The sequence below is a fragment of the Oribacterium sp. oral taxon 078 str. F0263 genome, from assembly GCF_000469565.1.
GTDB lineage: Bacteria > Bacillota > Clostridia > Lachnospirales > Lachnospiraceae > Oribacterium.
This window is the reverse complement of the sequence record NZ_KI273121.1, coordinates 19,243-37,551: the sequence shown is the minus strand read 5'-3', so window position 1 is coordinate 37,551 and position 18,309 is coordinate 19,243. Positions and strand designations below refer to the sequence as shown.

Annotated in this window: 15 protein-coding genes; all 15 read right to left on the bottom strand. The window is 55.8% G+C overall.

The annotated features are described in order from the left end of the window. Positions 1–152: 152 nt before the first annotated feature. Complete coding sequence (locus HMPREF1986_RS07275) at positions 153–1,250, bottom strand: DUF3419 family protein (protein ID WP_036599759.1); 1,098 nt, start codon at positions 1,248–1,250, stop codon at positions 153–155. 50 nt (positions 1,251–1,300) lie between these two features. Continuing rightward, positions 1,301–4,024 carry a PEP/pyruvate-binding domain-containing protein gene (locus tag HMPREF1986_RS07270; protein ID WP_196806121.1) on the bottom strand — a complete coding sequence of 908 codons (2,724 nt, stop codon included), beginning with the start codon at positions 4,022–4,024 and terminating at the stop codon, positions 1,301–1,303. Positions 4,025–4,540: 516 nt separating this feature from the next. Beyond that, positions 4,541–5,116, bottom strand: coding sequence for a hypothetical protein (locus HMPREF1986_RS07265; protein WP_021774175.1), 576 nt, complete (start codon positions 5,114–5,116; stop codon positions 4,541–4,543). A 59-nt stretch (positions 5,117–5,175) separates the two neighbouring features. Then, entirely contained in the window at positions 5,176–6,234 is a 1,059-nt protein-coding gene (locus HMPREF1986_RS07260; RefSeq protein ID WP_021774174.1) for a hypothetical protein, read from the bottom strand. A gap of 285 nt (positions 6,235–6,519) precedes the next feature. Next, positions 6,520–7,458 carry a hypothetical protein gene (locus HMPREF1986_RS07255; RefSeq protein ID WP_021774173.1) on the bottom strand — a complete coding sequence of 313 codons (939 nt, stop codon included), beginning with the start codon at positions 7,456–7,458 and terminating at the stop codon, positions 6,520–6,522. Between the two features lie 46 nt (positions 7,459–7,504). Then, positions 7,505–9,016 (bottom strand): AMP-binding protein, encoded by a 1,512-nt coding sequence (locus HMPREF1986_RS07250; protein ID WP_021774172.1) that lies wholly within the window; start codon positions 9,014–9,016, stop codon positions 7,505–7,507. 448 nt (positions 9,017–9,464) lie between these two features. Beyond that, a complete protein-coding gene (locus HMPREF1986_RS07245; RefSeq protein WP_021774171.1) occupies positions 9,465–10,172 on the bottom strand; it encodes a hypothetical protein in 708 nt (235 codons plus the stop codon). A gap of 94 nt (positions 10,173–10,266) precedes the next feature. After that, positions 10,267–11,457, bottom strand: coding sequence for a sensor histidine kinase (locus HMPREF1986_RS07240; RefSeq protein WP_021774170.1), 1,191 nt, complete (start codon positions 11,455–11,457; stop codon positions 10,267–10,269). Beyond that, on the bottom strand, positions 11,447–12,118 hold the full coding sequence (locus HMPREF1986_RS07235) for a response regulator transcription factor (protein ID WP_009214211.1): 672 nt from the start codon (positions 12,116–12,118) through the stop codon (positions 11,447–11,449). Before HMPREF1986_RS07235 ends, HMPREF1986_RS07240 begins: the two co-directional genes overlap by 11 nt. A gap of 6 nt (positions 12,119–12,124) precedes the next feature. Beyond that, positions 12,125–13,000 carry a 4Fe-4S binding protein gene (locus HMPREF1986_RS07230; protein ID WP_021774169.1) on the bottom strand — a complete coding sequence of 292 codons (876 nt, stop codon included), beginning with the start codon at positions 12,998–13,000 and terminating at the stop codon, positions 12,125–12,127. Positions 13,001–13,046: 46 nt separating this feature from the next. Then, positions 13,047–13,205, bottom strand: a complete 159-nt coding sequence (locus HMPREF1986_RS07225; RefSeq protein ID WP_021774168.1) for a CD1871A family CXXC motif-containing protein — start codon at positions 13,203–13,205, stop codon at positions 13,047–13,049. Next, the gene (locus HMPREF1986_RS07220; protein WP_021774167.1) at positions 13,202–14,359 is read right to left on the bottom strand and encodes a TlpA disulfide reductase family protein; all 1,158 of its coding nucleotides are present in this window, start codon (positions 14,357–14,359) and stop codon (positions 13,202–13,204) included. Before HMPREF1986_RS07220 ends, HMPREF1986_RS07225 begins: the two co-directional genes overlap by 4 nt. A 382-nt stretch (positions 14,360–14,741) precedes the next feature. Continuing rightward, positions 14,742–15,443 (bottom strand): response regulator transcription factor, encoded by a 702-nt coding sequence (locus HMPREF1986_RS07215; RefSeq protein ID WP_021774165.1) that lies wholly within the window; start codon positions 15,441–15,443, stop codon positions 14,742–14,744. A gap of 40 nt (positions 15,444–15,483) precedes the next feature. After that, the gene (locus HMPREF1986_RS07210; RefSeq protein ID WP_021774164.1) at positions 15,484–16,527 is read right to left on the bottom strand and encodes a sensor histidine kinase; all 1,044 of its coding nucleotides are present in this window, start codon (positions 16,525–16,527) and stop codon (positions 15,484–15,486) included. Continuing rightward, the gene (locus tag HMPREF1986_RS07205; RefSeq protein ID WP_036599758.1) at positions 16,527–17,921 is read right to left on the bottom strand and encodes a glycine--tRNA ligase; all 1,395 of its coding nucleotides are present in this window, start codon (positions 17,919–17,921) and stop codon (positions 16,527–16,529) included. The genes HMPREF1986_RS07210 and HMPREF1986_RS07205 overlap by 1 nt, the downstream gene beginning before the upstream one ends. Positions 17,922–18,309 lie beyond the last annotated feature (388 nt).

Here is an 18,309-nt window from a genome sequence, read left to right as displayed (position 1 = left end):
GTGCAGGGCGGACAAAGCGGCAGAAAAGGCGGCCGCCACAACATTTAGCGATTGGCACTAAAAATCACTTATCGGCCGCTGGCCGCGGCAGTCGGAGCGAGAGCGTCCTGTGCAGGGCGGACAAAGCGGCAGAAAAGGCGGCCTCCAGCCCTCTAAGGCTCGTGAGGAAGAAGATCCCCCGGGACATGATAAATCGTAAAATCCCGGTAAAAATAGGATCGATTTTTCGAAAAAAGCCGCCTGCTCTCCTCTTCCTCCGCTAAAAAATCGTCCTTCCGAAGATAACGTCTGTTTTGCATATTCCACAGTGCAATGCGGGACCCGGGAGAGGCGAGAGCCGAGAGCTTTCTCTCATTTTCCGAGAACTCCTCTTCGCCCATGTACTCAAAGAGATCCGAGAGATTCAGAAAGTCGAAGGGCCTTCCCTCCGGAACCTCCAGAAGGCTCCCCCGGAACAGTCGGAGACGATCGAGCCTTCTGCGGATGCAGTCATGATTTTCCTCCCTCAGATAGTCCGGGAGAGAGCTCTCCGAGTAATTCCCTCTGAGAATGTAGCTAAGATACGGATTTTCGAAGTTTCTGCTGTGGCTTATCCCATACTCAAATCGCGCCTTTACCTCCTCCGGAAAATGATCGGTATCCCCGACATGGCGGTAAAAGCTTCGGTCTCTTCCGAGCCTTCCCATAAGCCTCACCCCGAAATAGAGCCGAAAGATCGCGCGGAAGCGCTTCCCGTCGATCCAGCGCCCGTAAAATGCCCTCTGCTCCTCCGGCTCCCTCAGCCTGCAAAATTCCGAAAGCCTCCGGGAGGAGCAAAACAGCGGGGCGATCCCCCGCCGAAAGAACTGGAAATACCGCTCAAATTTGCCGCAATGGATCAAGCCCCTCCGAATTATCTCCGGATGCCTGTCAAAATACGCCCTGGAGGACTCTGAAAGCACTTCCCGAAGCTTTCGGTAGCTCTCCTGCCGCTTCCCAGAGGGGCGCACTCCCAAAAAGGCGAGAAGCTCCGCATGGGAAAGCTCCCGAAAGCCCGCCATCTTCAGCTCTGTACAGGCGAGCTCCGAGTGATTCCAGTCAAATGCCACGATCTCCGCGGGATCCGCCGTCAGGAGGAAGAGCGCATTGTCTCCGCCGGAGGCGACCGAAAGCCCTCTCTCTCCGGGCCGGATCGAAAGCCCTTCCCTTATAATCCTGCTGTCCTCCCAGCAATTCGCATAGCGAAGAAAGCGAAAACGTCTGTCCTCCATCCTTCCTGTCCTCCTCTGCCGCATCTCCCAGAAGCCCGCAGATCCCCCTTTTATTTTCTGCTGCCGGCACTTCTCTCTTCCCCCGCCTCCTGACTCTCCTCTATCTCGATCCAGCCCTCGGTGCCGTTTACGAAAACACGGTCTCCATCGTGAAGCTTCTTCATCAGTCCCGGGACGCAGATCACGACGGGAAGTCCCATCTCTCTCGCGATCACGGCGGAGTGAGAGAGCAGACTCCCCCTCTCGATGAGGAGCGCCTTCGCCCGGGGAAAAAGCACCGTCCAGCCGGGATCGGTGCGCTCCGCCGCCAGGATAAAGCCGGGCTCCGGAAGATCCTCCGGCTTCCTCACAATCCGGATCTCCCCCCTGATCTTCCCTCCGCCGCCGGGGATGCCGAAGAGTCTCCTCCCTCCGGAAGTACTTCTCTCCCTTCTTCTTTCTGCGGCCGAGCTTCGCTTCGACACAGAAAGCATATTCTCCGGACAGAGCTCCCCGTAGAAGTACATCCTCGGGGGAGCGGGCTTTTCCCGATTCTCCAAAAACTTCTTCTTCCTCCCGGCGATACGCTCCTTCCAGCCCCGGGAGTCCTCCCTCTCCCCGTCGATCCAGGAGAAAATCTCCGGCTTCGTGAGAAAGAAGATATCCCTCTCCTCTGAAATCAGGCCCTCCCCTGCGAGGTTTTTCCCGATCCGGAGAAAGATTCTCCGGACAATCGCATAGATGTAGGTCCTGCGAAGACGAAGGCGCTCCCGGTTTCGGATAAAGTATTTTGTGAGGCGAAGGAGCAAATAGACGCTCAGCCCCATTCTCCCCATGCCTTTGGAAAGACGCCGCTCTCTCCTTCCTGCCATCCCCCGCTTTTTCTTATGCGCTTTGCCGCTTTTTCCGATCCTCCCGCTCTTCCCGCTCCCTTCCCGCCGAAGCTCCTCCTTCAGAGCGGAAAAGAGCGGCTCCGGGTCCTCCAAAAGGGTGAGCGTCTCGAGCTTTAACTCCTCCATACTCCTCGCCCCGAACCTTTTGATATAGGATCGAATCCCCGAAAAAAGCGCCTCCTCTTCTTTTCCTCCCCTCCTCTTAAAAAGCTCCGAGAGCTCTTTTCCGCTGTGCTCCCGGAAAAGGGCCCTTCCCCTTGGATCCTCCCGAAGCTTCTCCACAAGCTCCCGGTAGGCGAAGCTTTGCTCCGCGCTCTCCACTCCTCCCTGCCGGGACAGCGCTCTCCCAAGAAGCATTTCCGCGTCCTCCCCCCTCTTCTTCCGAAGGAGGGACAAAAGCGAACCGTAGGAGAGCATCGCGGCGATATCGTTGATGATCGGCGTTGTGAAATCATCGAGGATCTCTCTCTCGAGCTTGGCGTAGAGCGCCTTTAGTGCAGAATTCTCCCAGCCCTCGAAGTCCGCCCCCTGATAGGGAGCGGTGACTCTTTCAAAGCGCCGGAGAAAATTCCGGCTGTCTCTCTCTATGCGGAGCATCCTTTTCAGAAAGCGAAGGTAGATGCGGACCTTCCGGAGCTTCGCCTTCTGCACCGGCTCCTTCCACTCCACCTTCACCCCCATCATGGCCTCCATATAGGACTTGTTCTTCTCATATCCCGGGTAGAGCGCTGTCATCTTGTACCAGCTGTTCAGGCAGTAATAGATCTTGTTCTCATAGAATACGATCATGTGGGAGAGCTCCGGTCTGATCCGCTCGATCTCCTTCTCCGGGATCAGGAAATGCCGAAGCGTCTGCCGGTAAATTTTTTCATAGACCTCTCTTGCGAAGCTGTATGTGAGATCCGTCGTGACGCCGGCATAGCTCTCGATAATATTGGCATTGTCCAATATCGTGCGGGCTCTGTTCTTATCGATCTGCCGATAGGCCGTAATGAGCCTGTCCTGGAGGAGATAGATTTCATCCCCTCTCACGGCAAATTCCAGATCCCGGGCGCGCCGCCTCGGATAGCTCCGTTCCACCGCCCTTCCCAGCTCAGCAAGCCGGAGAATAAGAGATGCGGAGGGCCCTCTCCTTCCTCCGAAGGCCTTCAAGGGGGAGTCTCTGAGAGCTCTCTCAGCCTCCTCCGAACAGGGAGAAAGCCTCCCCAGAATATCTACGGTATAGTCGAGGCTGTCCTTGCTTCCGGATACCAGCCCCTCCCCGCTCCCCGCTGCCAGACTTACGAGGAGCTCGTCCGGATCGTTTGTCGCGGGATCCGTCGTGAAGAGGACACCGGAAAAATCCGCCTCCACCATCTCCTGAAAGATCACGGCGATCGAAAGATCCCCCCTGAGTATCCCCTCTCTCCTCCGATACTCCATCGCGCGCTCTGAAAAACAGGAGGCATAGCAGCTCTTAAGAGCGGCGATATAATCGTCCTCTGTGCTCAGATTCAGGACAGAGTCCATCATTCCTGCAAAGCTGTGCCGCTCCCCGTCCTCATCGACAGCGCTGGAGCGGACCGCAAAGCGCCTCCCATCCGGGAAATGGAGGCGAAGCTCTCTGTCCAGGCTCTCCCGCATCCGAAGCGGGAGCTCCCTTCCCAGGATGAGATTCCTCATCTCCTCGAGGATCTCCCTCTCTCCCCGGTAGCTGAGAAGAAGCTCCTGAAAACGGGAGAGCTCCTCTCCGAGAAAATCATAGAAACAGCTGCTCCCCCAGATAAAAAAATCCGGCGTCAAAAAGCCGAGCGCGCGGAGACGCTGAAGATGCCAGCCCTTCCCACCGAGAACGGGAAGAAGGGAGAGATCCGGAATTCTCCCCGACGACCTTTCTCGCTCCTCCCTCTTTCCTTTTTCCATAGCTTCCTCCTTTTCTCTCTGCCGCTCTCTAAAGGCTGCATTTCTGCCTTTCTTCCTACTGCTCTCCGAAGATGCATTTCCGCCTTCCTCTCCGCTGCGCTCCGAAGGCGCATTTCCGCCTTCCTCTCTGCTTCGCTCCAAAGGCACATTTCCGCCTTTTTCCCCCCTGCACTCTATCCTCATTGCCTCTGCCTGCCGGGTGCTCCCGCATTTCTTCCCTCTCCTCTCCTCTTCTCTATCTCTCTCGAAAAACGGCTCTTTCCTCTTTCTCTTTTCTCTCCGGATCCGTCTCTTTGCGCCCGCCGCCCCATCGCTCTGCCTCTATCCTATCTGCACCGCCTAAGAGGAATCGCCGGCATAAGCATATATCTTGTCCGCGCTGTCTAAAAGGAATCGCCGACATAAACCTATACCTTGTCCGCGCCGCCTAAGAGGAATCGCCGACATAAGCATAGATCTTATCCGAGCTGTCTAAGACGGATCCTTAGGAAGGGCCGTTCCACGCGATCCCGAGGCTCAGAGCTCCCCTGATCCTCCCCTCCCCTTCCTCTTCCGGATTCCATAGAAGAAAGATAGGAAAAAAAGCAGGAAGAAAAGTATAAGGGAGGAAGCAGGCAGACGAAATACTGCCGTATGCTCAGAGAGAAGGAAGAGATACGCCGCCGCGCTGAGACTCGCCGTAAACGGCTTTAAGAAGGGGAAGAGCTCCTGAAAAACGGAAAGAGAAAATAGCCCCGCAAAAAAGCACGGAATCGCTCCGAAGAAATGAAAAAGGAAGAGAAAGTATAAAAGAGCGGAGAAAAGATAGAGAAGCAGAAGCTCCGCTTTCTCGATCCTCGGGGGAAGGGAACCGCTCTTTCCCCGATCCTGCCCGGCTCTGTCCGCTTCGTAATCAAAAAAATCATCCGCGATACGGGAAGAGAGAAGCTGTAAAAGGATGAGCCCAAAGAGGGGAAGGAGGAAGCGAAGGGAAGAAGGCCCCCTCTCCCCGGACAAGCTCCGAAAAAAAAGAAGTAAAGCCGCAAAAAGAAGGGAGAGAAGGGCATAGAAAAGGATACGGCCCTTATAGAAAAAATATTGAAAAAAGCGCATATCCCCCTCTTTTTCCCGCCCCTTATCTTAAAAAGCACTTTCATCTCTCCGCCCTCTTCCTAGCGGCGGGAGAGAAATCGTCGGTAGAGCTCTGCCTTCCAGAGCGTCGGAAACTGCGGCCTTCCGATAAAATGAAAGAGCTCCCGCATCGCCTCCTCCGGCTTTTCCTCCATCCATTCCTCTCTGAGGCGCCTCCCGGCCTCCTCCCTTCCAAGCTGGGAGTCCCGGACGAGAAAGCTGAGCTCCGGAAGACAGTGCGGGCGTCCCTCCGCCCTCTGATAGATGTATTTCGGCGCAAGATGGATGCGGCAGTCATAGTGCTGATATTCCTCTCCCGGGTCCCAGCTCGTCTTCGTTCGGAGAAAGCGGACGATCTCCTCCTCCCGGTAGGGATGATAGAGGAAGTAGGCCAGGAACTCCCGGAGCTCTCCCCGGGAATCCGGAAAGAGCAGCGCCCTCGCCTCCTCCCGGAGCTCCCGGTCCAGCTTCTCCTCGATCAAAGACAGAAGTCTCTGATAAAGCTTAGGAAGCTCCAGTTCTTCGGGAGGTTTAAGGCCCGCGCGGATCAGCTCCGTGAAGACATCCTCCCCATAGCAGCGAAACATCTGCTCCGGGCTTCTCCCGTGGATGACGAGAGCGGCGTCCTCCCGGACGGAGAAGCGGATCATTGAGGCATAGCCCAGATAGGAGCAGGCGATGCAGGGCGTGAGCCACTTTCGGACTGAGCTTCGGTAGAGGCGCTGCAGAAAGCTCTTCTCAAAGCGGATATATTCGTGCTCCACCGAAAGCTCCGATACGATGCGGTCGATATTGCTCCTCGCCCTCTCACTCAAAAAGCCGTTGCAGAGCGTGAAGGCCTTGATCCTGAGCCGGTAGCGTTTTTTCAGCTCATAGAGCACATAGATGCTGTCCTTCCCTCCGGAGATGCCGACCGCGGCGTCATAGCGATGCTTTCCTCTGATCCTCTCGATCCGCTCCGAAAACAGCTTCCCGAGACTCTCGTAATTCCTCAGCTTCTCTCTGTCCCTCAAGTAATTTTTACAGAAATTACAGATGCCATCCGCATGAAAGCGGATCCCCCGCACCGTCTCATCATTCAGACAGATTCTGCACCTCATGAGCTCTCCGAAAATCTCCTCTTTCCCCTTCGATCCCCGTTGCGCTGCTTCGCCGAAGACTCAGATTCAGACTCTCCCGTCACAGCGCTCGATCCCTCGCCCTGCGGCACAGATGCAGTCTGCGCTCTGGACAGCGCCTTCTCACAGCCTCGGATTGATCACTATCATCCTAAGGAAGGGCCGGATCCAGCCTATGCCCTTGACAGCGCCCATTCACAGCCCCGGATTGATCACTAGCTTCTCAAGGAAGGGCCGGATCCAGTCTGCGCTCTTAACAGCGCCCATTCACAGCTCTCCTCTCTGAATCTCCTGTCCTCCTCCGCCCCGAAGTCTCTTCGAAAAGACCGCGTAGCGCTTCTCCCGGGACTCATACTGCTCCGGGAAGCGCCGAAAGCCGGGCTTTTGCTCGCACTGAAAGTGATAGACGATCTCGTGATAGCCGGCCCTTCGCACAAGCTCCGAGCCAAAGCAGAGAAGAGCCGCATAGACTCCATGCTTCTGAAAGCGCCTTTTCACGGCACTTGTCTTGGAGATAAATTCTGTTCCCAGGGGATTCGGGTAGCCGTAGATATAGCCGATCATCTCTCCCACCGGAGAGAAGGCCGCGGCCAGAACGAGGGGAAGGCTCCGGAAACGGCTTAGGTAGATTCGATCGAAGGCCTCCCGCGGGAGCTCGGAATAGAGAAGCGCCGCGGAAAATGCGTCTCGGGAAATCTCATAGATCTCCCCGGCGAGGCCGAGCGCCTCCTCTCCGCGATATTCCAAAAAGCGGTATCCCTCTGAGAGGAGACTTCGGTAGCTCTCCGCGGCTCTTTGAAGGAGCGGATTATCGATCAGGACGGCAGCGCTCCGATAGCTGTAGAGCTCCCGGTAATGAAGCCTCCTGAGCCAGTCCACAGCCTCGGGGGAATTCTCACAGTCCGGAAAATAATGGATGGAGAAGCCGCTGATGGCAAAGCGGTAGGACATCCAGGTGCAATAATTGACAGGACCCATGAGCTCAGAAAAGCCGAGCTCCGCGGCCCGCCTCTCCATCCTTTCAAAAAGACGCCCGGCCTCGGAAAAACTCCCGTCCAGCTTTGGAAAGCCAAACATGCAGGGATGCTCCGAAATCCCCCGGTTTACAATGAGACAGGCCTCGCAGCTTCCCTCCCGAAACCACTCCGCATAGTCCGAAAACCGCAGGATATCCCTCTCCGATATCTCAGAGGACTCCTTCTCCATCGCTCTCTCTGCCGCCTTTCTCTCTCCCCAAAGACTCAGTCCGTCCCTACTTCCACTGCCGGGGATCCTGCTTCCTGAGAAGCTCTACACTCTCAATCTGCGCGTACTTCGGGAGGATGTCGTTGACCCTCTCCAAAAGCCCGTCCTCAGGGAGCTCCCCGCTGTAGAGCCTCGCGTGGATATGTCCTCCCTCCTCCGAGAGCTCCGCTCTGTCCAGAGAAAGAGCCTGCCGCAGGCACTGCTCCAGCTCCTCCGGATAGATATTCTGCCCGTTCGAGCGGAGGATCATACGCGTCTTCCTCCCCTTCAGATAGAGCTTCCCTCCCCGAAGAAAGCCGAGGTCCCCGGTGTGAAAATACCCATCCCGGTCGAAGCAGGAGCGGTAGTAATCCTCCCTCCCGTAGTAGCCGATAAAGACATTGTCCCCCTTCACGCAGATCTCCCCGATGCCGTCGGAATCCGGCTTCGCGATGCGGACGGACTGATTCTCCAGGACCGTCCCGGAGGAGCTGATATCATGGCTTTGGTAGGAATATTCCAGGCTTATGATGGAGGCGGTCTCCGTGAGGCCGTAGGCCTCAATCAGGTTGATCCGCTCTGACTTGATTGCCGCCCGGATCTCCGTCCGAAGGGCCGCCCCGCCGGAAAAGAGGAAGCGGATATTCCCCCCGAGGAGGGCGGAGATACTCTTCCCCGTCTCCTCCGAGATCCGATAGATCCGTTCCAGCACGAGGGGAACCGCGCAGAGTACCGTGGGATGGAGCTCCGCGAGCTCGGAAAGGATCCTGTCCTTTCTGCTGGAGAGCGCGATCTTCATGCCGCTGATCAGGGAATAGAGAAAGTTTCCGATCTCCCCGAAGGTGTGGCTCAGGGGAAGAAAAAGGTAGGCGCGGTCTGTGTGCCGGATCGGCGCTCTCTGAAAGGTATTCTCCTGATTGGCGAAAATATTTCGGAGAGAGAGCATGACCGCCTTCGGCTCCCCGGTGCTTCCGGAGGAGAAGACAATCTTCACACAGCCGTTTTCCGACTGGCTCGCCCATCTCCCGGGCGGAAAGGTGTTGTTGTAAAGGCCGGCATATTCATACTTCGCTCCGGAAAAGGAACGGCGCGCCGCCGCGGCATATTTCCATTCCGGAAGACGCATGCTCTCCCGCTGAAGCTCATAGAGGGAGAGAAGACAGAGCGACGGAAAGCGCTCCCGGAGCAGGCGGAGCGAGTCCTCCCTCCCCGGCGCATACAGGATCGCATCCAGCTCCAGACTCCCGCAGATCTCGAGAAGCTGTTTTCCGTCCCAGTATTCGGAGAGCGCCACGGATATCCCGGTATATCCGAGAACCGCGAGGTCTGCCGCCATAGAAAGGCAGGAATTCTCCGAATAGATTCCGATTTTTTTCCCCTCGAGACCCTTTTTCCGAAGAACTCTCGCAAAACGAAGCACATCCCGGTAAAAGCCCGCATAGCTCTGAGCCCGGTAAAAATCCCCCACCTTCTCGTAGAGATAGGCCTCCTCCCCATACTTCGCCGCATTTTCCCAAAGAAGCTGATCGATACTCTTCATAGGCCACTTCCTCCCCTGCTGCTGTCAATCCATCATGTCTGTTCGGATGAAGCGATGTCCACCTAAAGAAGTTTTACTGCCATAAAAGAAAAAGATCTTCAGAATAAAATTGAATCAAAACCTATCCTTTATCATGCCTGCGGCTTTTGCTGAGCAGAGCGCCGGACAGCTGCATCCGCTTTTGTGCGGCTGCTGTCCGGAAGGGATTTTTGCACTAATCAGTATAGCATATTTTTCCGAAAAAATATTACTCTTTCCGAAGGATATCCCTAAAAAAGACCGCCGCATGGAAAATCCATGCGGCGGTCTTTCTAAAAGATGCCGTTTCGCTCTGCTCCTCGCTCCCGCTCCGACTGCCCTGCTCCTTCTAAAGCACGGCTTATGGGGCGGCAGAGCGGAAAAGCGGTCAAATCAGCTTAGCAAGCAGAAACCGGCCCGTCCTCTTCTCTTACAGAATCTCCAGCTTCTCCGCCTCCAGGACGTCTCCTCCCTTATTCACAGCAAGCTTCTTCGGCCAGATCAGGCATTTCGATCCCTTCTTCAGATCGCCGAGCCAGCTCTCCTTCTTCCCCTCAGAGCCGTACGGGACCGTATCCTCCCGGATGCTCCACTTGCGCCCGCTCGTATCGGTGAGCAGCATCCCCCACTTCTTTCTCTTCACCGATTTGATCTCGGCATAATAGGGGACATCTCCATTATCGATATCCGTGATGAACGCAAGCGCCCAGCTCTGGGGCGGGTAGCTCGCCGTGTACTCCGGAGACATCCAGGCGGATACCCTCATCCCGACCTTCAGATCGGAGCGGGAGAGTCTCTTTCCGCTCTCCGCGCTCACGACCGGCGTCGAGGCGTCCGTATTCGCGACGAGCTCATCCTCCTCGGTCTTTCCATCCTCTCCCTGAACCTCCGTCCGGATCACGATGCTCCCGCTCTTCTCATCGATCGAGCTGATCACCCCGGTCTCGAGGACAGAAACCTCCCTCAGCTCCGCTCCCCCCGCGGAGAGCTTTTCCGCATTCTCCGTCGGGACAGCCTCTGCCGCCTCTGTCTTCGCCTCCGGCGCCTTGCTGCTTCCCTTATCCGCCGAAGCGCTGCACGATGCAAGCGATGCCCCGATGAGACAAAGTGCCATGAATCCCGCTATCCTTTTTTTCATACTGAGCTCCTTTCTCTTGTATCCATCTCAGGGTTCCCTCCTCCGCAGCTTTTCCTATGGGAGGAGAACCTGTAGTACCCTATATCAGTCCTTATCAGCGGCGTTTCTGCCGCTGCTGTCTGCTCTTTGTGATCTCGGCGGCGCTCCCCTGGGGAGGAAAGCTCATGCGAAAGATGCATCCACCGGAGGGATTATCCAGCACGCGGATCCCGCCGCCCAGCTTCTGTACGATGTCCCGCACCAGGGCGAGCCCGATTCCGTAGCCGCTGTTTCTTTGGCTCCGGGAGATATCCGCCCGGTAGAAAAGGTCGAAGGCGTGGCTTTTCTCCTCGTCGCTCATGCCGATGCCGCTGTCTGTCACGTCGATCTCCAGTCCTCTTTCCCTCCTCACCCGAAGCTCACAGCTTCCGCCGGGAGTATTGTATTTGATCGCATTGTCCACGAGGTTGTAGATCGCTCTCTCCAGGAGAAGATCATCCGTGTAAAAGACCGCGTCATCTCCCGTCACATGGAGCGAGATCTCCTTCTCCGAGGCCTTCTCCTCCAGGTCCAGAATCACCTCCTCTGCAAGCTCTCTCACGAAGACCTCCTTTCTCTCCGGCTTTTCATCCCGGGTGAGAAAGAGAATCCCCTCCACGAGACCCGAGAGCCTCGTGATGTTTTTCTCCATGCTGTCCACAAAATCCGCAAGCTCTCCGGAAGGACTCCTCTCCTTCTTTCGAAAGACATCGATCTTTGTCTTCAGAACCGCGAGCGGCGTCCTGAGCTCGTGCGCTGCATTGATGCTGAACTGCCTCTGCTTCTCATAGTTTTCATAGATCTTGTTGATGGCCGCCTGGAAGCCCTCCGAGAGCGCCCGGATCTCATAGCTTCCCTTCTCGATCCGGATCTCGTCCTTTACGTATTCCACATTATCGATGTCGATCTCATTGACCTTCTCCGTCAGAAGACGGAGGGGCTTAAGCATCCTCCGAATCACGAGGACGAAGAGCAGGGCGCCTCCCAGCATGGTGATCCCCATAATGAAGGCGGCATAGATGCGGTACTCCGCAAGGGTCCGGATCTGCGCCTCATCTACAACGAGAGTCAGCGGTGTATCCTCCGCATCATCCCCACCCTCCATGCCGTAAAAGCTGTGCTCCAGCTGGGATGCGAGCTTCCCCGCCATCCTGCTCTGCTCCTTCCAGAGCATATAGTTGGAAAAGAGGAGCATGAATGCGAAGACCCCGATCGTGACCGCCGTCAGCTTCAGCGCGAGGGAATGTGTCGACAACCTATCCTTCATCGATGATATATCCCTTCCCGATCTCATTTCTTATGATATTTTTCCCGAGGCTCTCCTTCAGCTTCCTTCGGAGAGCGGATACATGGACCCGCACGGTATTGCTGAATTCGTTCATATCCCCGTCCCAGACATGCTCCAGAAGCTCCTCCTGGGAGATATAATTTCCCTGATTCAGGAGGAGATACTCGAGGATGCCGAGCTCCTTCGCCGTGAGACGGATCGCCTTTCCCTCCGCCGTCACAGTTTTACTCCTCATATCATAGGAGATGCCCTGAGCGGAGAGGACCGTGTCCTCCTGCAGCTGCTTCCTCCGGAGGAGGGAGCGGATCCTCGCCTCCAGCTCCTCGAAATGAAAGGGCTTAATGAGATAGTCATTGGCCCCGAGATCCAGGCCCTTTACCCTATCCTTGATCTCCGTCCTGGCCGTGAGCATGATGACATTGACAAGCTTATTCTCTCTTCGGATAAGCTGAAGAAGCGTAAAGCCGTCGATCTTCGGAAGATTGATGTCCAGTACGATGAGATCATAGCTTCCCGAGAAAAAGAGCTCCTCCGCGATCTCCCCGTCCGCCGCCGTATCCACCGTATAGCCGGAGAGCCGAAGCCCCTCGGCGATGCTCTGCCTGAGCTCCCTCTCATCCTCCACCACCAAAAGCTTCACGACTTCTCAGCTCCTTCCCAGGCTCTCCCGAAGACTCCGCTCCGCGCCGTCCTTTCGTCCCTTCAGTCCCTCTATGAAAAATCCGCTCTTCAGAGCCCCGGCAGCGCAGGCCTTCTCGCAGCGGCCGCAGCGGATGCACTCCAGATGATTGCAGTTCTTCATCGGATCGATCTGCATCTGACAGGCCCTCCTGCACGCCCCGCAGCCCGTGCATTTATCGGGGTCCAGACGGTAGGAGAAGACAGAGATCAGATTAAAGAAGGAATAGATCGCTCCCAGGGGGCAGATATACTTGCAAAATGGGCGGTAGATCAGGATGGAGAGGAAAATCGTCACAAAGAGAAGCACGTTTTTCCATAGATAGAGGAAGCCCACCGCCCCTCTCATCGTCCGGTTCAGAAGAACCAGGGGGATTCCGCCCTCCAGTGTCCCAACGGGGCAGATCAGCTTGCAAAAGTACGGTGAACCCTGTCCGATGATGTCCACCAGGAAGAGCGGAAGCAGGATGACAAAGACAAGCAGCAGCAGATATTTCAGCTTCCGGAGCAGCTTATCTCCCCGGAAAGTCCCGATCTTCTTCGGAAAGGGGATCTTGTGAAGAAGATCCTGTATCAGCCCGAAGGGGCAGAGCCAGCCGCAGACGAATCTCCCGAGGATTGCTCCGACCAGAAAGAGAAAGCCCAGCACATAGTAGGGAAACTTGAACTTATAGCTCCCGATCACCGCCTGGAGAGAGCCGATCGGACAGGCCCCCCTCGCCCCCGGGCAGGAATAGCAGTTCATGCCCGGGACGCAGAGCTCCTTCAGCCGCCCTCCGTAGATCTTTCCGCTGAGAAAGCCCTGCAGATAGCTGTTGCTGATCAGTGCCCAGAGGGCCTGCATCCGATGTCTCGGCCACTCATTTATATTTCTTTTCCTGACGTTTTTCTTATCCAATTCCGATACACTCCATACAGATCCTAATCGCCTTTGCCAGCACGATCTCTCCCTCACCTCTCCAGAGTCCATAGATCATCATGAAGATCCCGAGAAGCGCCGCGCAAAGCCCCGGAGCGCGGGAGAGAAGCCAGCGCCTTATCCTTATCATGATCCGCTCTCCTTAAGCTTTTTCTGCTCCTTCTCCACGATTTCCTTCCAGTCCTTCAGGCTTCTGCTCCCGCTGTAGCTGTCTCCGACGATATTTCCATTCTTATCTACAAAGAAGGTTTCCGGCATCGCCTGCAGATTCTTTACTCTGCCGTTCAGATAGGAGCTGTCCGGGATCAGGAAGGGATAGCCCGCCTTTGTCTTCGCCTGGATCAGCTTCGCCTTTTCAATGGCCTCCTGATTCTCCTCTCCGCTCTCATCGCGGGTATCCGTGACGACGCCCACCACATTGACGCCCTTGTCCTTCATCTCCTGCCGAAGCTTCTCAAGATCCGGGATCTCCTGCACGCAGGCCGTGCACCAGGTCGCAAAGACGTTGACCATCGTAAGATCATAGTCCGAAAAGTCCTTCTCCGAAAAGTCCGCTCCGTCGATCGTCTTCGTCGAAAGAGGCGCGATGGAGGCGGTGCCGGAGGCTGTCATGCTCTGCCCCGCGGGTACGGAGGCGCCGTTTTCCGACATTTCCTCTCTCTCCCCTATCGTCACACCGATCTCCTCGATGAGCCCTCTCTCCTCCTCCGACGCAGAGGGATCCGTGCCCATATAGTAGACATACTTCCCGTCGCTGCTCTCCCCGATCTTTTTCTGTGTGCTGCACCTTGTCAGCTCCTTGATCTCCTCTTCCGTCATATCGGAGGCATACATACCGATCGTTCCGACCCTGGAAAGGCTCTTCATCCAGTTCGTATAGCCGTCCCCTATCTTCTTGACCTCCGCCTCCCTCTGCTCCTTCGTGAGCTTATTCCAGGAGACGAGGAAGTAACGAAATCCGCCCTTCTCATCCGCGAGGGAGTCGTCGAACATGGCGATCTCCTTCTGATCCATCTTCGAAAGAAGCTTCTCCGGAAGACTGAACGAGACTCCCATATAGGGGAATTCATATTTGTCGCTGCGCTGCCAGGCGTAATCCGCAGGCTTAAAGCTCTCATCCGACATCCCGGCCTGCTCTATGTTCATGCCGTCCATGGCCGCCACGCTCTCCGCCGCGGGGCTTCCCGCTGCCTTCTCCTCTTTCTTTCCTCCGCAGGCCGTAAGCCCGAAGCATAAGCCAAGGCTCAGCATAAGGGCGGCTGCCCTGCTTCCGTTTCCTCTCATATTTAACTCCTTGATCTCCTTAAGACTTTTCCTTTCATCCCGGGAAGCAGACGGAGCAAAGCGCCAGAGCCGTCTTCCCTATCGACAAGGGCAGTATAGCATGGCAGGTATAAAGTTCCTGTTAAGAAATCCGATTTTCGGAGTTTTTTTGAAGGGGGCAGTCCGTCCGCCCCTTTATGAAGCCATTTTAGGCGGCCGACAGCCCGCTTTCTAAGCGGACTCATCCCATTCCGCGGCCTTGGGAGTTTATGATCCCCGGATCGGCCCGCTCGAAGCTATGGCGGTACAGTATGGACGGCCTCATGGACAGGGAGCAAAACAGAAGGTGAGAATGGATGAAGAAAAAGAAAAATCCCGCATCGGAAAGCCGCGCGGACAGTTCTCAGACCTTAAAGCGGTAGCCGACTCCCCAGATTGTCTCGATATACTGCGGCTTTGAAAGATTATCGATCTCGATCTTCTCCCGGAGCTTCTTGATGTGAACCGTGACGGTCGCGATGTCCCCGACGGAATCCATCTTCCAGATCTCTTTAAAGAGCTCCTCCTTGCTGTAGACGTGGTTTGGGTGAGAGGCAAGAAAATAGAGGAGATCAAATTCACGGGCCGTAAAGGGGACCTCTTTTCCGTTTACGAAGACGCGGCGGGCCGTGCTGTCGATCTTGATCCCCCGGATTTCCAGGACGGGGATTTCCGTCCGGCTGCTGCCGAGCAGTCTCTCATAGCGGGCGAGATGCGCCTTGACCCTCGCGACAAGCTCGCTCGCCGAGAAGGGCTTTGTCATATAATCGTCCGCGCCGAGTCCGAGCCCGCGGATCTTATCGATGTCGTCCTTTCTCGCGGAGACCAGGATGATCGGGATGTCCTTCCTCTCCCGCACCTCGCCGCAGATTTCGAAGCCGTCCTTTCCGGGGAGCATGAGATCCAGGATCAAAAGTGCATAGTCCTCCTTTAATGCCCTGGCAAGTCCCTTCCCGCCGTCCGATTCCAGGTCCACAGAAAAGCCGGAGAGCTCCAGATAATCTCTCTCCAGCTCCGCGATGGCCTCTTCGTCCTCCACGATCAGAATCCGCTTCCTCTCATCCATAAAAATCCTCCCGTCCCCGCTCCTTTACGGCCTTCCCTCTTCAGTGCTCTCCTTTTAGCGCCGTGTCCTTTCTGAGCGTAAAGTGGATCGTCGTCCCTTCTCCCTCCGCGCTCTCCGCCCAGATCCTCCCTCCGCTGTCCTCTATGATCTTGCGGGCGATGGAAAGACCGATTCCGGATCCTCCCTTCCGGGAATTCCGGGAGGAATCCTCGCGGAAAAAGCGCTCAAAGACATAGGGGAGAGCGGAGCTTTGAATCCCCCGGCCGTTGTCAAAGATCCGCACCTCCACGAAATCCCCCGCATCCCCCACGAAGATTCCGACCTCCGGATCCGCCTTGTCCATGTATTTCACAGAATTTGAGATGATGTTGTTCACGACCTTCCGAAGCTGCTCCGGATCGGCCAGCATCAAAACGGAATCCTCCACCTCGTTCTTATAGGAAAAGCGATAGCCCTTCGACTCCATATCGAGCCCGATCTCGTCCGCACAGTCGGAGAAATACTCCCGCACGCTGATGCGTCTGAAGTGGTAGGGAATCTTGTTCGTCTCGATCTTTGCATAATAATTCAGCTCGTCGATCAGACGATCCATGTCGTTTGCCTTGTTGTAGATCGTGCGGATATACTTCTGCTGGCGCTCCGGGCTCTTCGCGATGCCGTCCAATATCCCCTCTGAGTAGCCCTTGATCGTCGTGAGAGGCGTCTTCAGATCGTGGGCGATATTGGAGATCAGCACCTTGTTCTCCGTGTCGTTTCGGATCTTCTCCTCCTGTGTCTCCTTCAGGCGGATCCGCATCTGTTCGAAGGCCTCCATCAGCTCTCCGAATTCATCCTCCGTCTCCGCCTCCAGCGAAAAGTCCAGATCTCCGGATTCGATCCGCTTCGCCGCCCGCTTGAGCTCATCCACCGGCTTCACGATGCCCATATAGATCCACAGGATGAAAAGGAGTCCCGCGAGCACAAGGATCAGGATCCCGGAGCTTAAGCTGAGGACGCCCAGGGAGGAGAGGAAGATAAGGAAAATGGGGAGCAGCGTGCTGACGCCGAAGCTCACCGCGATTCTCCCCATCAGACCGATTTTCATCAGAAGCTCAGCTTCTCCTCAAAGTACTCCGGAAGGGAAGCGATCGGCAGCCGGACCTGCTGCATGCTGTCCCTCTCCCGGACGGTGACGCAGCCGTCCTCCTCCGAGTCAAAATCATAGGTCACACAGTATGGTGTGCCGATCTCATCCTGCCTCCGGTAGCGCTTTCCGATATTTCCCCTGTCATCGTATTCGCAGTACCAGCGGCGGGAGAGCTCGGTGCAGATCTTCTCCGCGCCCTCAGAAAGCTTCTTCGAGAGCGGCAGCACGCCGATCTTCACCGGGGCGATCGCCGGATGGAAGCGGAGCACGGTTCTCTCCTCCCCGCCCTCCAGCTCCTCCACATCGTAGGCCGCGCAGAGGAAGGCCAGCGTCACGCGGTCCGCCCCGAGAGACGGCTCTATGACATAGGGGATATAGTGATCCTTCGTCTCGTCGTCGAAATAGCTCATATCCTGCCCGGAGATCTCCTGGTGGCGGGAGAGGTCATAATCCGTCCGATCCGCGATGCCCCACAGCTCTCCCCAGCCAAAGGGGAAGAGGAATTCCAGATCCGTGGTCGCCTTGGAGTAGAAGCAGAGCTCCTCCTTATCGTGATCCCTCGCCCGAAGCATCTTCTCCGGAAGTCCAAGTGTAAGCAGCCAGTTTTTGCAGTAATCCTTCCAATATTGGAACCATTCGAGATCTGTGCCGGGCTTACAGAAAAACTCCAGCTCCATCTGCTCAAACTCCCTCGTCCGGAAGGTGAAGTTCCCCGGCGTAATCTCATTTCGGAAGGATTTTCCGATCTGCCCGATGCCGAAGGGGAGCTTCTTCCGGGAGGTTCTCTGGACATTCTTAAAGTTCACGAAGATCCCCTGCGCGGTCTCCGGGCGAAGGTATACGGCATCCTTCGCGTCCTCTGTCACGCCCTGAAAGGTCTTGAACATAAGGTTGAACTGACGGATCCCGGTAAAATTATGCTTCCCGCAGCTGGGGCAGGGAATCCTCTGCTCCATGACGAAGCTCTCCATCTTCTCCTTCGTCCAACCGTCGACGGAACCATCCAGCGCAATCCCGTGTTCCGATGCGAAGTCCTCGATCAGCTTATCCGCCCGGAAACGCTCGTGGCACTCCCGGCAGTCCATCAAAGGATCAGAGAAGCCGGAGAGGTGCCCGGAGGCGACCCAGGTCTGCGGATTCATGAGAATCGCGCAGTCGATCCCCACATTATGCTTCGATTCCTGGATGAACTTCTTCCACCAGGCGCGCTTTACATTGTTCTTGAGCTCGACGCCGAGATTTCCGTAATCCCAGGTATTCGCAAGTCCTCCATAGATCTCGGAGCCGGGATAGACGAAGCCTCTCGACTTCGCGAGGGAAACGATCGTGTCCATTGCATAATTTTTTGCCATAAGTTCCTCTTTCTGCCGCCGGAGTGCGGCAAGCAACCGACCTTTACCGATGGGTGATCCGTCGTCAGGCGAAATTGTCCCACGTTTATCTACTATAGCGCGATTCGCCTTGAAAATCCAGCCATGCTTATAAGGCGTGCTCCGTCACATTATAGGATTACCATCCATGTGTTACAGCAGTGAAGGAAGCTGTCTGCCGCTCGGAAAGTGGAAGAAATCACGGTTCAAGTTGAAAGAGAATACTTAATAACAAAGACGGAGGATAGTTGTTAAACATGCTCCGTCTGGGATATTTAGTTTGAAGTCGCAGATTGCGGCTTCAAAAATTATTTTATTGTCTTAAGCCTTGCTATAAGATTTTTTGCCATTTGTTGATCTTGAATCAAGG

Bases quoted from the DNA above. Each gene is read 5' to 3' on its own strand.
- HMPREF1986_RS07245 (WP_021774171.1), bottom strand. From the start codon at position 10,172: ATGAAAAAAAGGATAGCGGGATTCATGGCACTTTGTCTCATCGGGGCA.
- HMPREF1986_RS07260 (WP_021774174.1), bottom strand. From the start codon at position 6,234: ATGAGGTGCAGAATCTGTCTGAATGATGAGACGGTGCGGGGGATCCGC.
- HMPREF1986_RS07230 (WP_021774169.1), bottom strand. From the start codon at position 13,000: ATGCAGGCCCTCTGGGCACTGATCAGCAACAGCTATCTGCAGGGCTTT.
- HMPREF1986_RS07225 (WP_021774168.1), bottom strand. From the start codon at position 13,205: ATGATAAGGATAAGGCGCTGGCTTCTCTCCCGCGCTCCGGGGCTTTGC.
- HMPREF1986_RS07210 (WP_021774164.1), bottom strand. From the start codon at position 16,527: ATGAAAATCGGTCTGATGGGGAGAATCGCGGTGAGCTTCGGCGTCAGC.
- HMPREF1986_RS07265 (WP_021774175.1), bottom strand. From the start codon at position 5,116: ATGCGCTTTTTTCAATATTTTTTCTATAAGGGCCGTATCCTTTTCTAT.
- HMPREF1986_RS07220 (WP_021774167.1), bottom strand. From the start codon at position 14,359: ATGAGAGGAAACGGAAGCAGGGCAGCCGCCCTTATGCTGAGCCTTGGC.
- HMPREF1986_RS07215 (WP_021774165.1), bottom strand. From the start codon at position 15,443: ATGGATGAGAGGAAGCGGATTCTGATCGTGGAGGACGAAGAGGCCATC.
- HMPREF1986_RS07270 (WP_196806121.1), bottom strand. From the start codon at position 4,024: ATGGAAAAAGGAAAGAGGGAGGAGCGAGAAAGGTCGTCGGGGAGAATT.
- HMPREF1986_RS07275 (WP_036599759.1), bottom strand. From the start codon at position 1,250: ATGGAGGACAGACGTTTTCGCTTTCTTCGCTATGCGAATTGCTGGGAG.
- HMPREF1986_RS07205 (WP_036599758.1), bottom strand. From the start codon at position 17,921: ATGGCAAAAAATTATGCAATGGACACGATCGTTTCCCTCGCGAAGTCG.
- HMPREF1986_RS07255 (WP_021774173.1), bottom strand. From the start codon at position 7,458: ATGGAGAAGGAGTCCTCTGAGATATCGGAGAGGGATATCCTGCGGTTT.
- HMPREF1986_RS07240 (WP_021774170.1), bottom strand. From the start codon at position 11,457: ATGAAGGATAGGTTGTCGACACATTCCCTCGCGCTGAAGCTGACGGCG.
- HMPREF1986_RS07250 (WP_021774172.1), bottom strand. From the start codon at position 9,016: ATGAAGAGTATCGATCAGCTTCTTTGGGAAAATGCGGCGAAGTATGGG.